Origin of the sequence: Geobacter metallireducens GS-15 (genome assembly GCF_000012925.1) — a bacterium.
GTDB lineage: Bacteria > Desulfobacterota > Desulfuromonadia > Geobacterales > Geobacteraceae > Geobacter > Geobacter metallireducens.
The window spans coordinates 1,159,137-1,173,576 of the sequence record NC_007517.1 but is presented as its reverse complement, the minus strand read 5'-3'; the positions used below and the strand labels follow the sequence as shown (position 1 = coordinate 1,173,576).

The window sequence follows — 14,440 nt, the reverse complement described above, 5'->3', positions numbered from 1 at the left end:
GCAGAACATTAAGGACAATACATCATGGACTTCAAAAGCGTACTCGACAAACTCCTCTCATCCTTCGACGATCAGGGCATCCGGTACGCCCTCATCGGCGGTTTTGCCCTGGGCCTCTGGGGAATTGACCGCTCCACCGCCGACCTTGACTTCCTTGTCCTTCGAGACGACATGGAAAAAGTTGACCGGATTCTGAGGGACATGGGCTACAATCGAACCTACGAATCGGAAAACGTCTCCCACTACACGGCACCACAGGCCCCCCTCGGCGGCATCGACATTCTGCATGCCTTCCGGGAGGCGTCGCGCGCCATGCTTGAGCGAGCCGTTGACATGGATATTTTCGGGGGAATGCTTTCGATGAAGGTAGCCCGGCCCGATGACCTGATCGGGCTCAAGGTTCAGGCCATGGCCAACGATGAACGCCGCCGGGCAATGGATCTGGCCGACATTGAGGCCCTCATGGCGCTACATGCTTCGACCCTTGACTGGTCACTTATTGGTGACTATTTCTCGCTGTTCGAGATGAACGACTTATTCAGGGAATTGGAGAGGAACTACCATGCTCAGCCCGAAGGCTCGTGAAGAATTGAAGAAGGCTGCAGCTTCCACCGAACTGCGTGATGACATGACCGCTGTGGCCGCATTGAAGCAGCCGCCGTGGCTTCGGGATGGAGTCGTCGACGCCGACCTCTGGCTCGATTATCTGACTGAGTACAATGAATTCATAAACCATCGGCGCAAGCCGGAGACGCCGTTCATCGAAATCCGGATGCTTCTGTAGCGCCCGGACCCGCCCGCCTCCTCTTCCCGCAACTTCGCACACCCGCCGCCGACCACTCAGGAACTCCCCAGCCCGTACTGCTTGATCTTGCGGTAGAGGGTGTTCCTGCCGATGCCCAGGACCTTCGCCGTCTCGGTGATGTTCCACCGGTACTGTTCCAGTGCCTGCCTGATGGTTTCCTCCTCGGTATCCTTGAGACACCGCCGCGCAGCCCCGCCCCCTTCTCCCATGGCTGTGATCAGCCTCCCCTCCAGTGCCCGCAGGGAATCGAGCATCCGCTTCAGCTCATCGGCACCCAGCTTCCGCAACTCCTCTACGCTGACGTCGGTTCGCCAGAGCCGCTCCGGGGAGAGGGAGACAGCCCCCTCCCCGGCCTGCGAGGACACGGGGGAAAAGGTGTCGCCGGCCAAGGCTGCGCTGTTCAGAAGGGTGCTTTCGAGATGCTCGGGGAGGATGGTGTCACCGCTGCACATGACCACGGCGCGCCGGATGACGTTGGCAAGCTGGCGGATATTGCCCGGCCATCCGTACCCCTGCAGAAGGCGCAGCGCCGGGGGTGAAATCCGCAGCGCTGCGTTGAGCTGACGGACAAAGTGCTCCGCCAGCTGGGGGATGTCCTCGGAACGGGAGCGGAGCGGCGGGATTTCGAGCCGGACCACGTTGAGCCGGTAGTAGAGGTCCTCGCGGAACGTCTTCTCCCGGATGGCCTGCTCCAGGTCCACGTTGGTGGCGGCGATCACCCTCACGTCGGTCTTGATGGGTTTTTCACCCCCTACCCGCATGAATTCGCCGGTTTCCAGCACCCGCAGCAGTTTCACCTGGATTTGCGGGCTGGCATCGCCGATTTCATCGAGGAACAGGGTGCCGCGGTTGGCCAGTTCGAAGATGCCGCGACGGGGCTGGGCCGCGCCGGTGAAGGCCCCTTTCTCGTGGCCGAAGAGCTCGCTTTCCAGGAGGTTCTCCGGCAGGGCGCCGCAGTTGACCGGGATGAACGCCTGATCCGCCCGTCCCGATGCGGAATGGATAAAGCGGGCCAGGACCTCTTTCCCGGTGCCGGTGCTCCCCTGGATCAGCACGGTGACATTCTTGCCGGCGATCTTGTGGGCCACGGATACGAGCCGCCTCATGCCCAAGGATGCCCCCACCTGGAAACCGACGGCCCGGGCCACCTCGGCCCACTCCTCGGCGGCGGCGCTCCCCTGCTGGAGGTTGAACCCGTGGCTGGCGGCCTTCTCGATCAGGGCCTCGATTTCGTCGATGTCGTCGAAGGGCTTTTCCAGGTACTCGTAGGCCCCCAGCTGCATGGCCGCGACTGCCGTCTTGATGGTGCTGTAGCCGGTCATGATGATGACTTCGCAGGCGGGCTGCCGGGCCTTGATCGCCTGAAGGAGGGTCAGGCCGTCGGTATCCGGCAGCTTCAGATCCACCATGGCCACGGTGAAGCGGTGCTCTTCGATGGCCCGCATCGCCTCAGGCTCCTTTGACGCCGTGACGACGTCATACCCTTTTCTGGTCAGCAGGCGGCGGAAAAAGGTGCAGACATCCGCCTCGTCATCGATAATCAATACCTTGATCTGTGACATTTTCGCTCCGGCTGTGATCTTCTCACTGATGCTCTATGGGGAGGAGCAGCGAAAAGGTGCTCCCCTCCCCAAGGCGGCTCTCCACCTCGATGGTGCCATTATGGGACTCGGCAATCCCCAGGCTGACCGAGAGGCCGAGGCCGGTCCCCTTGGTCGCCTCCTTGCTCGTGTAAAAGGGGGTAAAAATCTTCGACAGGTTCTCCGGGGCGATGCCGGTGCCGTTGTCTCTCACACTGAGGACGGCCCACTTCTTCCGGTCCCTCACCAGCAGCGCCGTCGCCACCGTAATGACCTTCTCCTTGCGGTCGACCTCGCCGAGTGCATCCCGGGCGTTGATCAGCAGGTTGGTCAGCACCTGCTGGATCTGGGAGCCGTTGGCGGTAAGCCGCGGCAGGAAAGGGGCAAGCTGCTCGACAATTTTGATCTGGTTCCGGTTGATCTGGTACTGGATCATGCTCAGAACCCGCTCCACCTCGACATTCAAGTCGATGTCCGTTACCGGCGGCTGATTCTGCCGGGAGAAGGTCAGCAGGTTCTGGATGATCCGCTTGCAGCGCAGGCCCGAATTGACTATGTCTTCCAGCACCTCGGCCCGGTCGTACTGGGCATCCTGCTGGAGCTCCCTGAGGAGCAGCTGCGCCGTGCCGATGATGACGGTCATGGGGCTGTTCAGCTCGTGGGCCACCCCGGCCGCCATCTCTCCGAGGGCCGCCAGCTTTGCCGTCTGGACCAGCTGCGCCTCCATCTTGGTCTTGTCGGTGACATCCTTGATGATGATCGTCACGGCCGACAGCTGCTTCTCTTCGTTGAACACCGGGTAGTAGGAAATATCGAGGAGCAGCCCCGCGTCGGTCTGCCAGCGCTGGAAAACCGGCTTGCCGGTCCGCTGGACCTCCTTGATGGGGCAGTTCTCGCAGGGATGGGTGCGGCCGTGGAGCCTGGCAAAGCACTTGTTGCTCACCGCCTGGTTCCAGAACCCGCTCATTGCCGGAGAAAGCCGGTTGTTGTGAAGCAGGACGTTGTAGTCGGTGTCAACCAGGAAAATCGGGTCGGTAACCGCCAGGAAGGTCTCCTCCCACTCCTTCTTGGCCCGCGAGACCTGCTTGTAGAGCCGGGCGTTCTGGATGCTGATGGAGAGCTGGTCGGCCAGATGCTGGACAAAGCTGAGATCCGCCTCGTTGTAGGCGCCGTCGATAATGCTGGCGACAATGAGGGCGCCGATCACCTCGTCGCGCTGGAACATCGGCGCAATCGCCAGGGACCGGAGCGGCCCCGGGTAATGGGGGTTTATCTGGACATGGCTGAGTTCTTCCGGAGTCAGGTTGTAAATCCCGGCCTTCCTGTTACTGATGACGTTGAGCGTCGGTGAGTGGGCAGGGAAATTGTCGATTCTGCAGAAATCCCGCGGCATCAGGGCCATGAGCCGCAACTCGCCGTCACGGACCCTCACGAGACCGAGAAAATCGCAGGGAAGGGTCTGGGGAAACTTGGTGAACGCCCGTTCGAGGATATCCTCCATGGACATGTCGATATTGATGTCGCGCGTCAACTGCTGGAGGATCTCCAGGCGGCTGTTCTGCTTGAGGATCTCCTGGTTGCGCTTTTTCAGCTCGATATAGTAGTTGAGCTTGGAGGAGTCGACCCCGGTCAGCTGCTCAAGGAGTTTTTCCCGGTTTTCCATTATTCTTCCCCTGTCATGCCGCGTTCGAATTTGGGGCGGATTTGGCCTGGCCGATTGAGCATAACCGCAGGCGTAGCAGCACTACGTCGAGGATTATGGGATTGAGGCCGGGTCGAAGATGCCCCGAAGGCGGACGCGGCCTACATCGCCTTGCGGAAGATGGCTTCAATGTCGTCGACAGTCGCATTGCGCGGATTGGTCACCAGACAGGCATCGTTCAAGGCGTTGCGGCTGAGGAGAGGTATGAACTCCTCCCGCAGCCCCATGGCGCCAAGCCCCTTGGCGAGACCGATGTCGGCAATCAGTTCCCGGATCCCCTCGATGGCCAGCCGGGCCCCCTCCTCTTGGCCGGTGTTGCGCACGTCCTTCCCCAGGGACCAGGCGATATGCTTGAACCGCTCCGGGCAGGCCGAGAGGTTGAACTCCATGACGTGGGGGAGGATCGAGGCGTTGGCCTCGCCGTGGTGCTGGTCCAGGAGGCCGTCCACCTGATGGGTCATGGCATGGGTGGCGCCAAGGATGGCGTTGGAGAAGGCGATGCCCGCCGTGAGGCTTGCCATGGCCATGTTGGTGTTGGCCTCCATGTCACCCCGGTCGGCCACCGCCCGGCGCAGGTTGGCCGCGATGAGCTGGATCGCCTTGCAGGCGTGGATGTCGGTCAGGGGGGTAGCCGCCAGGGAGACGTAGGACTCGATGCCGTGGGTGAGGGCATCCATGCCGGTGGCGGCCGCCAGCTTCGCATCCTTGGTCCTGAGAAGCTCCGGGTCGACGATGGCGATATCCGGCACCAGGGATTTGGAGATGATGGACATCTTCAGCTTCCGCTCGGTGTCGACTATGATGGCGAACGGGCTCACCTCGGAACCGGCTCCGGCGGTAGAGGGGGCGATCACCATCGGCGGGAGCGGCCGGGAAATCCTGTTGATCCCCTCGTAGTCGCGCAGCTCCCCCCCGTTGCTGGCAAGGATGGCCACCGCCTTGGCCACGTCGGTGGGGCTCCCCCCACCCACGGCGACGATGGCGTCACACCCCGAGGCCACGTAGTGACGGGCACCCTCCAACACCTCGAAATCCTTCGGATTGGAGGTGAGGGACGAGTAGATTTCCGTTTCCAGGCCGACGGCATGGAGGTAGTGGAGCGCCTTGTCTACCCAGCCGGCGCTGATGACATCCTCGTCGCTGACCAAGAACACCTTGGAGGCGCCGATGCGGGCGGCGCTCTCGCCGATCTGGCTCAGGGAGCCCTGGCCGAAGATGATCTCCGGCGCCACAAACTTGCTGATGTTCACAGTGTCTCCTTCAAGGGAATGATGCCGTATACAGCCGTATACATGTGCAATTCCCGTGCACAAGGCGTCGAACGAGCGTTTACGGCGTTTTGCGCCACAATGGGCCACGCCACTGCTCCATTTTGGAACCATGGCCACTACTCCATTTTAACGCATTATGTTCCAAAGTGGCACGCGGATCATCGAAAAGATCGGTAACTCTATCCCGCCAGAGACGCGGCAGAGGGGTTGCCTGATGGGCCTGCAAAGAATTTTTGTGCAGGCTTGTCACTGGCCAGTGAAACAGAAATGCCCCCGTTGACAGCCAACTATTATTGGTATACAAAACCAATATGAAGGCACGGCTCATTCGCCATACCAAAGTAACCGACGAGTTGGGAAATACCCTTGAAATGAAGCTATGGCAAGTTGCCCCTGCTTCCGACAAGCCACATGGTTTCAGGTACTCCCTCGTCTACATCGTCAACGGCGAACGAGCCATTGGATATGACAATGGAGAACGGCAAGGGGATCACCGGCATTATGGAGATTTTCAGGAGTCATATGCCTTTACCAGCCTCCAAAAACTGGCGGATGACTTTCTCGCGGATATTGAGCGGTTCAAGGAGCAAACAAAATGAAGATAAAAGAGATTTCGGTGGGAATCCAAAGCGCACGCGGCGCACTCGATGATTTTATTGCCGCCGGCGACACAGTGGCCCGCGGCGAGGTCGTTGCCGAAGAGACGTCCATCTATTTCACGTCAATGGAGGCCTTCCGCAAGGCACTCACCCCCAAGCGCCTGGAGCTTATCCATATAATCAAGACCGAAAAACCGGTCTCCATTAACCATCTGGCAAAGCTCGCACATCGCAACATCAAGAACGTGGCCGAGGACGTAAAATTCCTCGTTCAGGTGGGGCTCGTCGAAACGACGGGAAACCGGGCGCTCGCACCGCGGGTCGATTACGACGAGATTCAGTTGAAGATCGCGGTGTAGGAAACGCTGCAAGCATGGCGGGTGCTTGATGCGGATAGGGAGAAAACGCCGATGGAGAAAAAGAGATTCATGGTCAGGCTGGTTCGGCCGGTCTTCGAGTACGTGGACATTGAGGTGGAAGCGGGAGAGGAAAATGAGGCGGTCTCTGCAGCCCTTGCCGGGGCGGAAACCATCCCCGCTGATGAGTGGCGCGGGAATTTCGCTGCTGAGGAATACGGCGTCGACGCTGTCTGCGTAACGGAATCAGCCGGCGACGACAAAGAGATCTTCACCGAGATTGCCGGAGAGAAAAAATACCTATTGTTGAAGGCGGATACCGATTCCGGAGAAGGGGAAGTCGTGTACCAGCCCTGGATAGGGGAAGTCTCCGACCTCATGCTTGCCGATCTCTGCTCGGACTGGTCTGGTGAACTCGCCGAAGCCGAGGAGGCGGGAGTGGCCCACTACTATGACTGGGCGGAGAGATATGCCCGATTTCTGAAAGATGGGCCTGCGAAGGTTATTCAGTTGCGGCGACCGCGGGGGGAGGATGAATAGTGGACTGCGTGGGAAATTAGGGAATATAGGGAGTTTACTCTATTTCTTCTGACAGAATACCGGGACGAACTGCTGAGCCAGCCGAGACCATATTATCTTGTTTTAACTATCTACGTTGCCATGTTATAAACCAGTTCAAGTTGCGACCCTGTCGACGAGGATTCCATGACCTCTCTTCATGAAGATTTCTGGTATAGAACGCTTTTCAAACTGCGACTATATGAGGCCTCTGGAAATGCGTTTCAGAGGCTCTTCAGCGAGGTAATGCAGCAAGCTCTTCCAGGATTTCAGGCCGTTGCTCCGTGGGGAAACTGGGGAGATGGCGGTAATGACGGTTGGTGCCCACCAGAAAACCGGTACTTTCAGGTTTATGGGCCGGAGGCGACAACAGAAGTGAACGTTGTACAGGCGGCGACAAAGGCTGTCGGCGATTTTGCGAAGCTGAGGAAAAAATGGCCAGGCGTTGAGCGCTACCATTTTGTTTGCAATGATCGCTATTGCGGGATGCCGGCACCCATCGGAAGTATGCTGCTGGATTTGGCCAAACAGGAAAAGCTACTTGAAGCCACCCCGTTTTCGTCGGCTGACCTAACAGCTCGGTTCATAAGCTTAAAGGATTCGCAAAAAGTGGCGATTGTATATGGAATACCGTCAGAACTCCCGGACTTTATCGATCCGCATGCAGTAAGCGAGTTGCTTACCGGTCTTGCCGATGGTGACAATACTCATCCTTCACTACTGGATGGAGTAAGCCCTGATTTTGATGCGAAGATTAAACTCAATGGGATAAAATCGCCTGTTTCAGAGTCGCTAAGTTACTACTTTTATCAAGTTGCTGATGTTGACCGATTCCTGAATGCTAGGGACATCGGCTTAGCCCAAAAAATCGCCTTCGAGATCAAAGCCCTGTACCATGACAGTAAAAAGGTCATCCCAAATTCCGCAGATGCGCCTAATGAGCGGTATGTCTGGCTAATAGACAGGCTTATTCCTACCTCACTACCACGTCATCCGCATTCCATGAAGGCATATCGACAGGCTGCCCAGGTTATTATCGCCAAGTATTTTGAAACGTGTGACGCATATGAGCATCCGAACAGCTTTAATCCCGCATAAACACGTCCGCTTCAGTGACTCGATTGTTGGCTTGTCGGGATATCTGCGACACCTCTTGGTGGAGCCGCATACTCTCGACGAGCTATGGACTCAAGTCGACCGCGATTCTTCCGGTTGGCAATCCCGGCCTTCTTTCACCCACCTCGTCTTGGCAGTGGATGTACTCTATGCCATTGGTGCAGTGGAATTTGTGGGGGACGGACGAATTTATTCTGTGCAGAACACATGAAACTTATCCAGCTTTCCGCCAATCAAAAATCTTTTCACTCGATTCCGTTCAATCCAGACGGCCTGAACCTTATTGTCGGGGACAGTTCGCCTGACCGCCAGGAAGGGAGCAGTAACGGCGTCGGGAAGACCCTCGCCCTGAAACTGGTACATCACTGCCTCGGCGCAACGCTCGACCACAAACTTAAAGCTAGCATCCCAGAATGGGTTTTCTCACTCGAATTCAGCATCGATGGACAGGATCACTTGATCGAACGGAGCGCGGACGGGAAGAAATTGGCACTTGATGAAAGGAAGATTTCCCATAAGAAACTTCTGGAATGGCTTAATGCATCAGGGGTCTTCCGCCTCGTTCCTGATCTACCTGGACTAACATTCCGTTCACTGTTTACTAGGTTCGGACGACGCCATCTCAAAGATTGTGTCGATCCTATCGTCACTTTCAAAGAATCTGATTTTGATGGTCTGTTACGCAGCCTCTACCTGCTCGGAGGAGACTGCCATCTTGTTGCCGCAAAAAAATCCCACAAGAACCGGATCGATGAACTGAAGAAGAGCCTGAAAACTTGGGACACAGACCATGTTCTACGGGACATGTTCAGAGCTGGAAGCCAGCCGAAGGTGCGGGCTGAATGGCTAGATAAAGAAATTCTCCGAATTAGGGCGGACCTTGCCAAATTCCGTGTGGCAGAGGATTACCGAGCCATTGAGATAGAGACAAACAGCCTCACCAGCGATCTAAGGGAAATCGAGAAGCAGATTGCCATCTGTGGGTTTCAAATCGACGGTATCAATAAGGCGCTGACCAATCAACCGGATATTAGTAAAGACGAGTTGATCGAACTTTATGCCGGACTGCAAGAGGTTTTCAGGCCGGAAATGTTGGCCCATTTTGAAGCCGTGGAAGCCTTCCACAACTCACTCTCCTTTAATCGGAAAATCCGCCTTGAGGGTGATAGAGCCCGACTGGCTGCTCGGGTGAACGATCTCGAGTCCAGACGCAATGCCATAGGCGAAAGGCGGGATCAACTGCTTGCATCGCTGCAAGGGAAGAGGGCGCTGGATGAATACGCTGCCTTGGCCCAACAGCTTGCACGGTACGAGGGTGAGCGAGAGCGGCTCGGTGAATTTCTGGACTTTGCTAACACCCTTCAGAAGAAGGTGCAGAACATCAAGGAGGACATGGTAGCAGAGGATCGGGTCGCGGCGAGTTATGCCGAATCTGAGCCTTTGATGCAGGCTGATAAAAACTTCTCAGCGCTGGCAGAGCTACTTTATCCTCGGACACCGGCAGGTATCATTCTTGAGGCCAACACTGGCGACAATCAGCTTCGGTACAATTTGACAGTCGAAATCGATGGTGATGATTCTGACGGAATTAATGCGGCCAAGGTCGTATGTTTCGACTGGACTATCCTTCTAAACGGGGCAAATCACAATTGCGGCCTTCTCTGGCATGACAACCGGCTGTTCGCTCATATGGATCCTAAACCGCGTGCCGCCTGGTTTACCAACGCTGTGGCAACGGCGGCAGCAAATGGTAAACAGTACGTAGCATCCATTAACACTGAAAATTTTGAGGCGATGAAGGAATATCTGAGTGATCTAGAGTGGGAGCAGTTATGTCAAACCATTGCTGTAACTTTGCGGGGGGATAAGCCGGAAAATAAGTTGCTTGGGGTGCAGTTCGGAAGATAGGAAAACAGGGAGGAATTCCGAGGACTGTTTTTACTTAATCCCCTTAAACCGGCTAAGGGAAGCTACGACGTCAGACTCTGTATCTGGCAATTCGCGGGCTGAGTCGGCACCCCGTCCCACGTCCTTCCCATCAACACTTCCCATCCTCCTTTTCCCCCTTCTTCCCGTCGAACCCCCCAACCGCCCCACTGCTTGAAGAGAAAGACCGCACGCTGTCTGTCACACTGCCGATTGACAGAAAAACTAGGGAAGGTGAATCAGGTCGCACCCGCGGCACTTCCCGTACCGCTGCGCAGGGAGGAAAAAGTTGATGGTGAGACAGTGGGGGCACTGCCAGAAAGCAAAGCTGGTGACTTCCCGGCCAGCGAGGGTGCTGAACAGCCAGCGATAGTAGGCATCCCAGTCGTACTTCGGAGGCTGCGCGGCCTGTTCAACCAATTGTTCCAGCAGCATGGGAACCTCCCTTGTCGTCTGGCATCAGTGTACACCACAACAGCCCATAAAAAAACCGCTCCGTCGGCCCTAAGCAGACAGGAGCGGTTTTTTTCAGAAACCGGTTCGCCGGCGGGTCGGCGGCACGTTCCGGATCAGGCCTCCCCGCGGGCTTCGGTGTACTTCAGAGCCGCAGCCCGGATGGCATCCATTCGCCTTTGTTCCGCATTTTCCACGAATGAACAGAACGCCTCGCGCATGATATCCGAGGCGCTCATCTTCTTCTTTTCCATGAGCCGCCGGATCTCCTCCATCTGATCGTCGGTGACCCGTACCGATATGACCGTCGGCTTGGGGTTCACGCTGACCGGTTTTCCCATTATTCACCTCCTGACCATGAAATGACTGCATCCGGCCTCGCCGGTGTTTCTCAGACAACCTGCGACAGGTAGTGGCAAGTTCAGTACCAATAGCCCCACGGGACAGGGGCCGGTTTCCGGCGAAAATGAAGCCAAGCCGGCGACTGCCGAGGCTTTTTTAATTTGCTGCCGGCGAACGACCAAAGGGAGCACCAGCGAGATGGCAGGGGGGCGTGGTGTTCCATAACATCACAACCGTTCCAGAACAGAACGCGAGCCTGCACCAATTCAGAACGGCGTTAACGTAGAGCCACATCCTCGACTTGCCCACCAAAGCCAACCTCAAGATTCAATTATTGCTGCGAATTCAATACATTGCCACCACACATCCCCTACCCCTCCAAATTTGGTATGCGGCTTGCCTTAGTCACAAACAGCCGTTCTAAAAAACCGTATGACAACTGGCAGGTTGAACAGAGAAAGTTTCCACCGCAGTGGCAGAACGCCACACACCAACAAGGAGGAAGTACACATGGCACTGGCAGATCAGACTTTCGGATTCTTCATTCCCACCGTTACGCTCATGGGGGTCGGCTCCTCCAAGGAGACCGGCGCGCAGGTAAAGGCGCTGGGCGCCCGGAAGGCGCTCCTGGTGACCGACAAGGGGATCTCGGCCATGGGGATGGCCGACCAGATCAAACAGCAGGTTGAGGCTGCCGGCGTCGCGGTCGTCATCTTCGACGGCGCCGAGCCGAACCCCACCGACACCAACGTCCACGACGGCGTCAAGGTCTATCAGGAGAACGGCTGCGACTCCATCATCTCCCTCGGCGGCGGCAGCTCCCACGACTGCGCCAAGGGGGTGGGCCTCGTGATCGGCAACGGCGGCCACATCCGCGATTTCGAAGGGGTTAACAAATCCACGAAGCCGATGCCCCCCTTCGTCGCCATCAACACCACTGCCGGCACCGCCTCGGAGATGACCCGCTTCTGCATCATCACCAACACTGACACCCACGTGAAGATGGCCATTGTCGACTGGCGCTGCACCCCGAACATCGCCATCAACGACCCGGTCCTCATGCTCGGCAAGCCCGCGCCCCTCACCGCCGCCACCGGCATGGACGCCCTCACCCACGCGGTCGAGGCCTACGTCTCCACCATCGCCACCCCCATCACCGACGCCTGCGCCCTCCAGGCCATCAAGCTGATCGCCGAGTACCTGAGCCCGGCCGTGGCTAACGGCGACAACCTGGAAGCCCGGGACCGGATGGCCTACGCCGAGTACCTGGCCGGCATGGCATTCAACAACGCGAGCCTCGGCTACGTCCACTCCATGGCCCACCAGTTGGGGGGCTTCTACAACCTCCCCCACGGGGTCTGCAACGCCATCCTGCTGCCGGCGGTTTCCGAATTCAACGCCATCGCCTGCCCGAAGCGGTACGCCGACATTGCCGTGGCCCTGGGCGAAGACATCACCGGCCTTGCCCCCCTGGATGCCGCCGCCAAGGCCATTGCCGCCATCCGCAAGCTCTCGGCGGCCATCGGCATCCCGGCCGGCCTCAAGGAGCTGAACGTGAAAGAAGAGGACCTGAAGGTCATGGCCGAGAACGCCAAGAAAGACGCCTGCCAGCTGACCAACCCGCGCAAGGCGACCTTGGAGCAAGTGATCGGCATCTTCAAAGCGGCGATGTAGACGGCTGCCGCTTTCGCGCAATCCCGGCGTTGCCCTTCGCGATGCTCTTGTGCGGCGTAGCGCTGCTACGCCTCCGCGGCATCACTCGGACGCCTTGGCCTTGCACGAATTCGACACCCGTAATAGTTGCAGATAACAACCAACACTCTCCGAGCCTGCAAGCCTAACAGGGAAACCTCACGGCCCAGGGCCACCGGGTGCCGCCGGAAACGGCGGCGCCTCCCTTTCGGAAAGGAGAACCATCAATGAGAAACGCTATCTATAGAAAGGGAGCAATCAGTTCATGGATAAGATAATCCGCGTAAACATGGCCGACCTGAGCACCAGGATCGAGGCGGTCCCCGCTGAATGGGCGGGGCTTGGCGGCCGCGGCCTGACCTCGACCATCGTTGCCGCAGAGGTCCCCCCCACCTGTCACCCCCTGGGCCCCAGCAACAAACTTGTCTTCGCCCCGGGACTCCTGACCGGAACGCCGGCCGCCAACTCGGGCCGCCTCTCGGCCGGGGCCAAGAGCCCCCTGACCGGCACCATCAAGGAAAGCAACGCCGGAGGCACCGCGGCCCAGATGCTCGCCCGCCTCGGTATCAAGGCGCTGATCATCGAGGGAATCCCCAAGGCCGATACCTGGTACAGCCTCCACGTCTCCATGGACGGGGTGGCCGTTCAGGAAGAAACGGAACTGGTGGGGAAAGGGAATTTCGCCGTCATCGAGGCCCTTGAGGCCCGCCTCGGGAAGAAGACCGGCATCCTCACCATCGGTCCGGCCGGCGAGCTGAAGATGACCGCAGCCAACATCTCCGTCAAGGACCCGGACAGCAAGATCCGCAGCCACGGCCGCGGGGGGTTGGGGGCCGTCATGGGCTCCAAGAAGATCAAGTTCATCTCCATCAACGACGAGGGGGCCCCCAAGGTGCCGATCGCCGATCCGGAGAAATTCAGGACCGCCTCCCGGGCCTTTGCCAAGGCGCTCCTGGACCACCCGGTGAGCGGCGAAGGGCTCCCCACCTATGGCACCAACGTCCTGGTGAACATCCTCCACGAGGCAGGGGGACTGCCGACCCGTAACTTCACCGCGGGACAGTTCGACAGCCACGACAAGATCTCCGGCGAGACCTTGCACGAGACCATCGCTGCCCGCGGCGGAAAAACCAAGCACGGCTGCCACGCCGGTTGCATCATCCAGTGTTCCCAGGTCTACCACGACAAGGAGGGGAAATACGTCACCTCCGGCTTCGAGTACGAGACCATCTGGGGGCTCGGCGCAGACTGCTGCGTCGACAACCTGGACGACATCGCCAGGGCCGACAACCTCATGGACGACATCGGCATCGACTCCATCGAGACCGCCGTCATGTTCGGCGTTGCCATGGAGGCGGGCATCCTCCCCTTCGGCGACGGCAAGGGGATCATCCGGCTGCTCGAAGAAGAGATTGCCAAGGGGACCGCGTTGGGCCGCATCCTCGGCGGCGGCGCCGGCTCAGTGGGCAAGGCCTACGGCGTCACCCGGGTACCGGTGGTTAAGAACCAGGGCATCCCGGCCTACGACCCCCGGTCGGTGAAGGGGATCGGCATCACCTACGCCACCAGCACCATGGGGGCCGACCACACCGCCGGCTACACAATCGCCACCAACATCCTCAACGTGGGGGGGTTCGTGGACCCGCTGAAGAAGGACGGCCAGGTGGAGCTTTCCCGCAACCTCCAGATCGCCACGGCAGCGGTGGATTCCACGGGGATGTGCATCTTCGTCGCCTTTCCGGCCCTTGATATCCCCGAGTGCCTGCCGGCCTTGATCGACATGATCAACGCCCGTTTCGGCATCAGCCTCACCGGCGACGACGTGACCAACCTGGGGAAATATATCCTGAAGACCGAGCGGCAGTTCAACATCGCGGCCGGGTTCACCAGTGAGCACGACCGCCTGCCGGAGTTCTTCAAGAGCGAGCCGGTGGCGCCCCACAACGCCGTCTGGGATTTCAGCGACGCCGAGATCGACGAATTCTGGAACTTCTGAAACGCCGGCGCGGACACCTCCCGTGTCCGCGCCCTTTACCAATG

15 protein-coding genes and 1 riboswitch are annotated in these 14,440 nt (G+C 58.5%); of the genes, 10 read left to right on the top strand and 5 right to left on the bottom strand.

Annotated features, from left to right (window positions below; all coding sequences use genetic code 11):
* Positions 1-24: 24 nt before the first annotated feature.
* Both GMET_RS05295 and GMET_RS05290 read left to right on the top strand, forming a co-directional pair.
* Complete coding sequence (locus GMET_RS05295; protein WP_004513231.1) at positions 25-585, top strand: nucleotidyl transferase AbiEii/AbiGii toxin family protein; 561 nt, start codon at positions 25-27, stop codon at positions 583-585.
* Positions 563-784, top strand: coding sequence for a hypothetical protein (locus tag GMET_RS05290; protein WP_004513230.1), 222 nt, complete (start codon positions 563-565; stop codon positions 782-784). Before GMET_RS05295 ends, GMET_RS05290 begins: the two co-directional genes overlap by 23 nt.
* Positions 785-840: 56 nt before the next feature.
* On the opposite strand, the gene GMET_RS05285 is transcribed toward GMET_RS05290, so the two are convergent.
* The 3 genes from GMET_RS05285 to GMET_RS05275 all read right to left on the bottom strand — a co-directional run bounded on the left by GMET_RS05285 (position 841) and on the right by GMET_RS05275 (position 5,337).
* Positions 841-2,367, bottom strand: coding sequence for a sigma-54-dependent transcriptional regulator (locus GMET_RS05285; RefSeq protein WP_011365769.1), 1,527 nt, complete (start codon positions 2,365-2,367; stop codon positions 841-843).
* Positions 2,368-2,389: 22 nt separating this feature from the next.
* The gene (locus GMET_RS05280) at positions 2,390-4,048 is read right to left on the bottom strand and encodes a GAF domain-containing sensor histidine kinase (protein WP_004513228.1); all 1,659 of its coding nucleotides are present in this window, start codon (positions 4,046-4,048) and stop codon (positions 2,390-2,392) included.
* A 140-nt stretch (positions 4,049-4,188) separates the two neighbouring features.
* Positions 4,189-5,337, bottom strand: coding sequence for an iron-containing alcohol dehydrogenase (locus GMET_RS05275; RefSeq protein ID WP_011365768.1), 1,149 nt, complete (start codon positions 5,335-5,337; stop codon positions 4,189-4,191).
* A 332-nt stretch (positions 5,338-5,669) separates the two neighbouring features.
* Between GMET_RS05275 and GMET_RS05270 the strand changes: the two genes are divergently transcribed.
* The 6 genes from GMET_RS05270 (at position 5,670) to GMET_RS05250 (ending at position 9,895) form a co-directional block, all read left to right on the top strand.
* On the top strand, positions 5,670-5,957 hold the full coding sequence (locus tag GMET_RS05270) for a toxin-antitoxin system TumE family protein (RefSeq protein WP_004513226.1): 288 nt from the start codon (positions 5,670-5,672) through the stop codon (positions 5,955-5,957).
* A complete protein-coding gene (locus GMET_RS05265; RefSeq protein ID WP_004513225.1) occupies positions 5,954-6,316 on the top strand; it encodes a hypothetical protein in 363 nt (120 codons plus the stop codon). Before GMET_RS05270 ends, GMET_RS05265 begins: the two co-directional genes overlap by 4 nt.
* Positions 6,317-6,367: 51 nt before the next feature.
* A complete protein-coding gene (locus tag GMET_RS05260) occupies positions 6,368-6,853 on the top strand; it encodes a hypothetical protein (RefSeq protein ID WP_004513224.1) in 486 nt (161 codons plus the stop codon).
* Positions 6,854-7,018: 165 nt separating this feature from the next.
* Positions 7,019-7,969, top strand: a complete 951-nt coding sequence (locus GMET_RS05255; protein WP_004513223.1) for an ABC-three component system protein — start codon at positions 7,019-7,021, stop codon at positions 7,967-7,969.
* Positions 7,938-8,198, top strand: coding sequence for an ABC-three component system middle component 6 (locus GMET_RS19265; protein WP_390139259.1), 261 nt, complete (start codon positions 7,938-7,940; stop codon positions 8,196-8,198). The genes GMET_RS05255 and GMET_RS19265 overlap by 32 nt, the downstream gene beginning before the upstream one ends.
* The gene (locus tag GMET_RS05250) at positions 8,195-9,895 is read left to right on the top strand and encodes a DUF2326 domain-containing protein (protein WP_004513222.1); all 1,701 of its coding nucleotides are present in this window, start codon (positions 8,195-8,197) and stop codon (positions 9,893-9,895) included. Before GMET_RS19265 ends, GMET_RS05250 begins: the two co-directional genes overlap by 4 nt.
* Before the next feature lie 243 nt (positions 9,896-10,138).
* Here the strand turns inward: GMET_RS05250 and GMET_RS05245 are convergent, their stop codons facing one another.
* Together GMET_RS05245 and GMET_RS05240 are read right to left on the bottom strand one after the other, a co-directional pair.
* Positions 10,139-10,348: a hypothetical protein gene (locus tag GMET_RS05245; RefSeq protein WP_004513221.1), complete on the bottom strand. Its 210-nt coding sequence runs from the start codon at positions 10,346-10,348 to the stop codon at positions 10,139-10,141.
* 134 nt (positions 10,349-10,482) lie between these two features.
* Complete coding sequence (locus GMET_RS05240) at positions 10,483-10,707, bottom strand: ribbon-helix-helix protein, CopG family (protein WP_004513220.1); 225 nt, start codon at positions 10,705-10,707, stop codon at positions 10,483-10,485.
* A 517-nt stretch (positions 10,708-11,224) separates the two neighbouring features.
* Here GMET_RS05240 and GMET_RS05235 point away from each other — a divergent pair.
* The gene (locus GMET_RS05235; RefSeq protein WP_420794817.1) at positions 11,225-12,382 is read left to right on the top strand and encodes an iron-containing alcohol dehydrogenase; all 1,158 of its coding nucleotides are present in this window, start codon (positions 11,225-11,227) and stop codon (positions 12,380-12,382) included.
* Positions 12,383-12,517: 135 nt separating this feature from the next.
* A riboswitch (molybdenum cofactor riboswitch) is annotated at positions 12,518-12,635 on the top strand.
* A gap of 30 nt (positions 12,636-12,665) precedes the next feature.
* Entirely contained in the window at positions 12,666-14,396 is a 1,731-nt protein-coding gene (locus GMET_RS05230; protein WP_004513218.1) for an aldehyde ferredoxin oxidoreductase family protein, read from the top strand.
* Positions 14,397-14,440 lie beyond the last annotated feature (44 nt).

What these genes read in the sequence shown, in the direction of transcription:
- GMET_RS05295 (WP_004513231.1), top strand. Translation starts at nt 25, where the DNA reads ATGGACTTCAAAAGCGTACTCGACAAACTCCTCTCATCCTTCGACGAT.
- GMET_RS05290 (WP_004513230.1), top strand. Translation starts at nt 563, where the DNA reads ATGCTCAGCCCGAAGGCTCGTGAAGAATTGAAGAAGGCTGCAGCTTCC.
- GMET_RS05285 (WP_011365769.1), bottom strand. Translation starts at nt 2,367, where the DNA reads ATGTCACAGATCAAGGTATTGATTATCGATGACGAGGCGGATGTCTGC.
- GMET_RS05280 (WP_004513228.1), bottom strand. Translation starts at nt 4,048, where the DNA reads ATGGAAAACCGGGAAAAACTCCTTGAGCAGCTGACCGGGGTCGACTCC.
- GMET_RS05270 (WP_004513226.1), top strand. Translation starts at nt 5,670, where the DNA reads ATGAAGGCACGGCTCATTCGCCATACCAAAGTAACCGACGAGTTGGGA.
- GMET_RS05265 (WP_004513225.1), top strand. Translation starts at nt 5,954, where the DNA reads ATGAAGATAAAAGAGATTTCGGTGGGAATCCAAAGCGCACGCGGCGCA.
- GMET_RS05260 (WP_004513224.1), top strand. Translation starts at nt 6,368, where the DNA reads ATGGAGAAAAAGAGATTCATGGTCAGGCTGGTTCGGCCGGTCTTCGAG.
- GMET_RS05255 (WP_004513223.1), top strand. Translation starts at nt 7,019, where the DNA reads ATGACCTCTCTTCATGAAGATTTCTGGTATAGAACGCTTTTCAAACTG.
- GMET_RS19265 (WP_390139259.1), top strand. Translation starts at nt 7,938, where the DNA reads ATGAGCATCCGAACAGCTTTAATCCCGCATAAACACGTCCGCTTCAGT.
- GMET_RS05250 (WP_004513222.1), top strand. Translation starts at nt 8,195, where the DNA reads ATGAAACTTATCCAGCTTTCCGCCAATCAAAAATCTTTTCACTCGATT.
- GMET_RS05245 (WP_004513221.1), bottom strand. Translation starts at nt 10,348, where the DNA reads ATGCTGCTGGAACAATTGGTTGAACAGGCCGCGCAGCCTCCGAAGTAC.
- GMET_RS05240 (WP_004513220.1), bottom strand. Translation starts at nt 10,707, where the DNA reads ATGGGAAAACCGGTCAGCGTGAACCCCAAGCCGACGGTCATATCGGTA.
- GMET_RS05230 (WP_004513218.1), top strand. Translation starts at nt 12,666, where the DNA reads ATGGATAAGATAATCCGCGTAAACATGGCCGACCTGAGCACCAGGATC.